Raw genomic sequence first — 6,673 nt, 5'->3', positions numbered from 1 at the left:
TCTATGTACTGTAACGACATACTCAACGGCTTTAAGCAATGTTTGAAAGAATAAATAAGTTTGAAGGCGTTAGTAAGGCCGTGGGTTTGGAGTGATGGTGCCAGAGGCTAGAGCAAGTAACAGCAATAGTACGACGATGGCAGACAGCATCACACGACGACCTAAAAAGTGACTCAGTCTCTTTCCATTGTGTTTGCCTGAGGCGATTTGGATTAGACCTTTCATCAAGTTGAAAGCGATAAAAAACAGTAAAGCGACCAATACAATTTTAAACAACAACACAAAGGTAGATGACGCCATAGTGATAACTCCAAACCGATTGATTGATGATGAACACAAGTTCCGCAGTAAAGGTTTTTGGATAGCGGTTGTTTTAACTGTGGTTTCAGTCGGCACTTTAATCAAGTTAGGTTTGTGGCAGTTAGATCGAGGTAACGAGAAATTACGCTATGAACAACAACTATCAGAAAGAGCGCAGCAATCGTCTAGGTCATTGGATGCGGTTATCTCTGAATGGAAGGGCTGGGGTACGCAAATGCAAGGTACATCTGAACAGCCGTCTTTAAATGGCTTAAGAGTTGACGTGGAGCTGGAGACACCCAGTGGATTAGTGGTTTTGTTAGACAACCAGATTAACCAAGGAACGGTAGGGTATGTGATTTACATGTTGGGCGAAGTTCCAACACAAGATGGAAGAAAACAACTGTTGATCGATCTTGGGTTCGTTGCAGCTAGCCGTGACAGAAGAGAGCTACCACAAATAGGAAACATATCACTACCAACTAATATGTCAGGGCGTTTGTACTCACGTTCGGTGAATCCTTTAAGTCATGAGTTGGGATTAGAAAATACGACACCGAATAGAATCCAAAACTTAAACATAACAGCACTATCACAGTACACCGGGCAAGAAGTGCTGCCCTTTGTCTTCCAACCTCAGAGTTTAGATTCATGGCCCTATGAAATGTTATGGCGTCCAACGGCGATGAAATCTGAGAAGCACTTTGGTTACTCATTTCAATGGTTTGTTATGGCTGCGGTACTTTTGTTTTTGACGATGTTGATTGGCTATCGGTACCTAAAAGCAACATCTATCACGGAGAACAACGATGGATAAGTCTCAAGCACAAGTGAACAGGGAAATTACCGAGGCAAACATGGCTGAGCTCAGAAGCCATCGTACTAAAGGGCGCTTGGTATTAATTGGACTTGTTTTAATTTTCGCTTTGCCAGCCATTATCGCCAAAGCTGTGCTGGACCAGAATTGGTATACCTCAGGTGTCACTAACTCAGGCGAATTGGTAGAGCCAAGAACCACGCTTGCGGATTTCGGAGTAACGGTACCCATGGCTGGAGAGGGTTGGGTTGTGGGTTATATCGCTCCTACAGAGTGTGAAAGCTTGTGCGAACAACAACTCCATTATTTGAATCAAAGCTATTTGGCGTTAGGGAAAAACAAAGAGCGCGTGACCGCCGTTGTTTTTGTCTCAGAAGGTAATTCGTTGTCGGGTTCGCTCAACAAGCCGGATTTATCTTTGTTAGCTGGTGGTGATCAGTTAAGTACTGAGTTTTCGCCTGCTTCGATTATCATTATTGACCCACTAGGGCAGTTGGTCATGGAGTACAAAAGCGTTTCTGACCCGTCGCAGTTAGTTAGTCAATCTAAAGGCATGATTCATGATCTAAGAAAGCTCCTTAAGCTGTCACGAGTTGGGTAGTTAATCAGCTTAAGTCACTAAGCTTGAGTCACTAAGCTTGGGTTGATGAGCTTTAGCAGATGGCGTTAATGCTGAGTGTTGTTAGCGAAAAGGGAATAAATATAGGGAGATAAACGATGCAGAATAGAACCCCTGATTTACTCATACACATGATGAGATTAACGATCTTATTAACCCTTACCGTGATCGTGCTTGGCGCTTATACCCGTTTGTCGGATGCAGGCCTTGGCTGCCCTGATTGGCCAGGGTGTTACGGCAAGATAACCGTTCCTTCTGATGCCCAAGCAGTGAATCAAGCCAATCTACAATTTCCGGAACGTGCTCTCGAAGCAGACAAAGCGTGGATAGAGATGATCCATCGTTACTTTGCAGGAACGTTAGGGCTGCTTATCTTTGTCGTCGTCGCTTGGTGTATTAAGAAGAACATCACTTCAGCTGGACTACCGTTGCTTATCTCGGCAACCGTGATATTTCAGGCATTGCTTGGAATGTGGACGGTGACTCTCAAGTTGATGCCCGTTGTGGTTATGGCGCATTTGATGGGGGGCTTCACGCTGTTGTCACTGTTGTGTTTGCTCTACTGTCGTTTGTCTCAATTCCAAAGCCGTTTTGGTGAGGCATCGTACACTTCATCACTTAAAGCTTGGGCGCTCTTTGGGCTACTCATTGTGGTCGGGCAGATACTGCTTGGTGGTTGGACATCGTCGAACTATGCCGCGTTGGTGTGTACACAGTTACCCATATGTGAAGGTAACTGGATGAGCTATCTCGACTTCAAAAATGCGTTTGATTTTGCTCAACACGGCCATGATAACTATGAGTTTGGTGTGTTGGAATATCCCGCAAGGCTCACCATCCATGTCATGCACAGGTTCGGGGCTATTGTGGCAACGTTGACGGTGCTAATGGTCGTGTACCAGCTATGGAAATTTGGCCAAGCGCCTCAAAAAAAGCTGAGCGTGATTGTCGCAATAGTATTGTTTACTCAAATCAGCCTTGGGATCAGTAATGTATGGTTTCACCTGCCAATCTCAGTCGCGGTTTTGCATAGCCTAGTCGCAGCGATGCTGCTCATCAGCATGGTTGTCACCAATTTTGTCGTGTGGCAACGCAAACCGAGTGAGAGCTTGGTGAAAAACAGTATATTACAAGGAGGTAATCATGGTCAGTAGAACGTCAACACAACATGGAGTGGTGGTTCAAGACGTAGCCTCAAGTCCTAAGATAGCAATCAGTAATGATATCGCTTTAAGCAATGAAATGGCGGAAAGAAACAAAGCTGTTTGGAAGGTCTATTTAACACTGACCAAGCCTAAAGTGGTGGCTTTGATGCTGCTAACTGCATTGGTTGGAATGTGTTTGGCTGTGCCGAATGGATTGCCTTTGCAACAAACTCTGTTCGGGATGATTGGGATAGGGTTAATGGCAGGTTCGGCAGCAGCGTTTAACCATTTAATCGATAAAAAGATCGACGGCCAGATGACTCGAACCAATCGACGCCCTTTACCATCCGGTGAACTGAGTAGTGTGCGTGTGTTCAGCTTTGCCGCGGGTATCGGCTTACTTGGTTTCGTCACGCTTGTGGTATGGGTCAATCAACTCACCGCTTGGTTAACCTTTGCAAGCTTGTTGGGTTACGCAGTGATTTATACCATGTATCTGAAGCGAGCGACGCCGCAAAACATCGTGATAGCAGGGATCGCTGGCGCTATGCCTCCGCTATTGGGCTGGACGGCAGTTACTAATGAGCTTCATTCAAACGCTTGGTTATTGGTGATGATCATATTTATTTGGACACCTCCGCACTTCTGGGCGTTGGCAATTCATCGTCGTGACGAGTATGCCAAAGTGAACATCCCCATGCTGCCTGTGACCCACGGAATCGAATACACCAAGACTTCTATTTTGCTCTATACCTTGTTGCTCAGCATAGTGTGTATATTGCCGGTGTTGGTCGGCATGAGCAGCTGGATATACCTAAGTGCTTCATTGGTGTTAAATGGCGGGTTTGTTTATCACGCTTGGGTACTTAAGTATCGTGATGAACCTAACATGGCGATGAAGACCTTCAAGTTCTCCATTTATCATCTTATGATCTTGTTTGTTGCTTTGTTGGCGGATCATTATTTGCTCTGATAGCTCTGTACAGATCAAACAAGGTTATTCCCATATCAAAACCAAACCTTTGGTTTCCACTAACCAAATCCTGACATGCCATGTATGAAAAGCCGGACAATTGATTGGTATGAATTATATAAAGGAACCGGTAATGGAATTCACTGAGCAAGATAGAGATGCTTTGTACCAAACGTGGATGTCACAAAAATCTCGAATGCGAATTACGCAGATGGAGTTTTCAAAAAAGCTAGGAATGAACCAGTTGGATTTTTCGCGAGTGCTAAGAGGGGAGAAAGCATTAACCATGTCTTTCGTTAGTCACTTCTGTCGTTTGCTTCATTTGGAGCCAAGGAATGTGCTCCCTTCACTTAAAGAAGACAATGAATCCGGGCCTAAAGTGGTTTATCTGAAAAGTAGAATGAGTGTTGATGGTGAGATCCAAAATGCTTATATCGAAGGCAATCAGGTGATCGTGGAGTATGCACATACCGTTCAGAACCATTGATTTTAGATCGAGCTCTGAGTTTCATATCATTTTCTACAACTTTTTCACTTAGGGTATGGAATACTCAGTTAATTCTTTGATTTACTTAAGTGCGTTATGAAACCTTTAAAAGTCCTTTTGCTTGTTGCAACCAGCATGTTTTTGTTTGGTTGTGCAGGCGGCCCAATTAAAACCGCTACTAAATTCACCAGTTATGAAGATTTTCGGCCAGGCCCTGATGGAGGCGTTGATTTAGTTTGGGCAAGGATAGGGCTGCGTGACGAACAACGTTTGAAATCCAAGTTAGACGCTTATGACTCTGTGGTGATCGACCAAATCTTTGTGTTAGCAGAAGAAGGCACATTAGATCAGGAAGACATTCAGGATCTCACAGATCATATGGTGAGTCGTTTGGAAGCGAAAATATCGCCTCATAAAATGATTGTCGATGAACCAACAGGGAACACGCTACGTTTGAGTATTGCCTTAAGTAATGTTGAAACGCCCAACCCGATCTTAGCGGTGACAAGCAGTGTGCTGCCGTTTGGCCTTGCGATGTCGACTATATCTAAGGTGACGACAGGCGAGCACACCAACGTTGGGAGCGCCAGTGTTGAGCTATTGGTCAGTGATGCGCAAGACGGCACACCGTTGTTTGCAGCCATCGACCGCGAAGCGGGTAACAAAGACTTTTCTACTATGATTGATTCGCTAGATGATGCCAAAGATGCGATCAACTATTGGGTTGAACGTTTAGGTGATACTCTACAGAACATCGACGACGTCTAGAAAGAGCTTGTAATGCTAGAGAAAGAAAACCTGATTAAGCTAGCCAGAATGCAAATGCCTTTTGGCAAATACGCTGGCCGCACCTTGATTGACCTGCCTGAAGAATACTTGCTGTGGTTCGATAAAAAGGGCTTCCCACAAGGTGAGTTGGGCGATTTAATGCAGCTATGCTTAGCTCTTAAAATTGAGGGCTTAGATTCTGTGGTGCAACCGCTCAAATATGACTATTAGCCCTAGTCGCATCTCACAGTCATAAATCAACATCCCATCCAAATAAGTGACGAGTAGTGGTGATTTTCTGAGGAACATTCAAAAGGAAAAAACTGAATCTTGCCTTTTGAATGTTTATGAACCCAGAGTCGCCGTAACTGTAATATTCCCCCCCAACACTTCCCTCAAAGCTTCCAAATTTATGATTACTTTTAGTCATTCACATGTTCATTAATGACGAGTCAGAATCGACTAGCTTTAGCTTCCCCTAAGTGACCAGTACACACAGACAGTTTATTGAATAATTAATGACTTTAAAAAGAGTGGTTTTTAACACTGAATGAGCACGAACCTAACGAGGGTAATGGTGTTAAGTTTTTGAATAGTAATTGGATTGATAAGTGGCTAAGAATGATAACGTGCCTTACAAAGGCGGCAATGTGTACTTGCACGTTTTCACACGGAATGTTGAGACCCGATTTTATATTAAATGCATAGCATTCAGTTGGTTATGACCGACCTTTTTGATATGTTAAGCGGACGGATTCGTGCTTGCATGATTATGGTAATTAGTGAGGATTGAGAGTATGCAGCAAGGCTATATGTCTGAGTCTTCTTGGGATGAATTGACTTTTGATGAACGAAGTTCTTTACAGTTAATGAGAGAAAAATATAAGAACTCTGATCATCATCTGAAATTAATCGATCAGTCCTATGAAGCTATGGGAAAGATTTTTCGATCGAGAATCAATAGTGAAGTAATAAAATATAAAAGATATGAAGGAGACCTCGACGGGGTTTATTTAATTATTAATAAAGCTATTCATGATTTTTTCGGTTCAAGCCATTTTCCTGCAACCAAACATAAATCAAAAGAAATTCATGACTTTCACCAAAAACAAAGACAAAAAGCGTCCAAATTATCTGACGAAGCATTTTGTAGCTTAGAAAGAACAATTAACTGGTTATCAAATACAACAACGACAAAACAAGATGAACTTGATATTTCAGTAGCAAATGAAAAATTAATAGAGTTAAAAAAGTTAATTAGTTCGCATCTAGAACGAGTCGATCTTCATGATCGTTCTCCCTCTAAAGCTGAAAGCTTTGTACTTGGTACCTGTAATAATCTTATATGGTTTGCGAACATAAAAGCAACTAGAACTATTGACTCATCAGGGGGGAAAACACCGTTTTTGAGGTTTTTAGAGGTGTTTTTCCCATTTGAAGCGGAACCAATTTTATCTAGTTTATATGAAAATCAAAAAAGACTACCTATAGAAAAAAGAATTGGTGGAACTTTTATTCCTGTTCGTAGGGGGTAAATTAGATTTACTAGGTATATGTTTTTGCC

9 protein-coding genes are annotated in these 6,673 nt (G+C 42.7%); 8 read left to right on the top strand and 1 reads right to left on the bottom strand.

What is annotated here, in order from left to right:
- Positions 1-69: 69 nt before the first annotated feature.
- Positions 70-300, bottom strand: a complete 231-nt coding sequence (locus tag AB4232_RS12765; protein ID WP_009845660.1) for a DUF2909 family protein — start codon at positions 298-300, stop codon at positions 70-72.
- Here AB4232_RS12765 and AB4232_RS12760 point away from each other — a divergent pair.
- The 8 genes from AB4232_RS12760 (at position 188) to AB4232_RS12725 (ending at position 6,644) form a co-directional block, all read left to right on the top strand.
- Positions 188-1,117 (top strand): SURF1 family protein, encoded by a 930-nt coding sequence (locus tag AB4232_RS12760; RefSeq protein ID WP_372087254.1) that lies wholly within the window; start codon positions 188-190, stop codon positions 1,115-1,117. The genes AB4232_RS12765 and AB4232_RS12760 overlap by 113 nt on opposite strands.
- The gene (locus AB4232_RS12755; protein WP_372087253.1) at positions 1,110-1,718 is read left to right on the top strand and encodes a hypothetical protein; all 609 of its coding nucleotides are present in this window, start codon (positions 1,110-1,112) and stop codon (positions 1,716-1,718) included. Before AB4232_RS12760 ends, AB4232_RS12755 begins: the two co-directional genes overlap by 8 nt.
- Before the next feature lie 116 nt (positions 1,719-1,834).
- Positions 1,835-2,890 (top strand): heme A synthase, encoded by a 1,056-nt coding sequence (locus AB4232_RS12750; protein ID WP_372087252.1) that lies wholly within the window; start codon positions 1,835-1,837, stop codon positions 2,888-2,890.
- Positions 2,880-3,854, top strand: coding sequence for a heme o synthase (gene cyoE / locus AB4232_RS12745; protein ID WP_371727129.1), 975 nt, complete (start codon positions 2,880-2,882; stop codon positions 3,852-3,854). The genes AB4232_RS12750 and cyoE overlap by 11 nt, the downstream gene beginning before the upstream one ends.
- Before the next feature lie 133 nt (positions 3,855-3,987).
- A complete protein-coding gene (locus AB4232_RS12740; protein WP_009845655.1) occupies positions 3,988-4,341 on the top strand; it encodes a hypothetical protein in 354 nt (117 codons plus the stop codon).
- A gap of 96 nt (positions 4,342-4,437) precedes the next feature.
- Positions 4,438-5,109, top strand: a complete 672-nt coding sequence (locus tag AB4232_RS12735) for a DUF3313 domain-containing protein (protein ID WP_372087251.1) — start codon at positions 4,438-4,440, stop codon at positions 5,107-5,109.
- A 12-nt stretch (positions 5,110-5,121) separates the two neighbouring features.
- On the top strand, positions 5,122-5,340 hold the full coding sequence (locus tag AB4232_RS12730; protein WP_009845653.1) for a DUF3820 family protein: 219 nt from the start codon (positions 5,122-5,124) through the stop codon (positions 5,338-5,340).
- 566 nt (positions 5,341-5,906) lie between these two features.
- Positions 5,907-6,644: a hypothetical protein gene (locus AB4232_RS12725; protein ID WP_372087250.1), complete on the top strand. Its 738-nt coding sequence runs from the start codon at positions 5,907-5,909 to the stop codon at positions 6,642-6,644.
- Positions 6,645-6,673 lie beyond the last annotated feature (29 nt).

It is taken from the genome of Vibrio sp. 10N.286.46.A8, assembly GCF_041470165.1.
In the GTDB taxonomy this organism is placed as follows: domain Bacteria; phylum Pseudomonadota; class Gammaproteobacteria; order Enterobacterales; family Vibrionaceae; genus Vibrio; species Vibrio tasmaniensis_A.
Note: the sequence above shows the minus strand (reverse complement) of the source record. Positions and strands in the feature narration are given on the sequence as shown.

Coding starts and splice junctions, on each gene's coding strand:
- AB4232_RS12735 (WP_372087251.1), top strand. CDS start 4,438: ATGAAACCTTTAAAAGTCCTTTTGCTTGTTGCAACCAGCATGTTTTTG.
- AB4232_RS12730 (WP_009845653.1), top strand. CDS start 5,122: ATGCTAGAGAAAGAAAACCTGATTAAGCTAGCCAGAATGCAAATGCCT.
- AB4232_RS12740 (WP_009845655.1), top strand. CDS start 3,988: ATGGAATTCACTGAGCAAGATAGAGATGCTTTGTACCAAACGTGGATG.
- AB4232_RS12765 (WP_009845660.1), bottom strand. CDS start 300: ATGGCGTCATCTACCTTTGTGTTGTTGTTTAAAATTGTATTGGTCGCT.
- AB4232_RS12750 (WP_372087252.1), top strand. CDS start 1,835: ATGCAGAATAGAACCCCTGATTTACTCATACACATGATGAGATTAACG.
- AB4232_RS12725 (WP_372087250.1), top strand. CDS start 5,907: ATGCAGCAAGGCTATATGTCTGAGTCTTCTTGGGATGAATTGACTTTT.
- cyoE (WP_371727129.1), top strand. CDS start 2,880: ATGGTCAGTAGAACGTCAACACAACATGGAGTGGTGGTTCAAGACGTA.
- AB4232_RS12755 (WP_372087253.1), top strand. CDS start 1,110: ATGGATAAGTCTCAAGCACAAGTGAACAGGGAAATTACCGAGGCAAAC.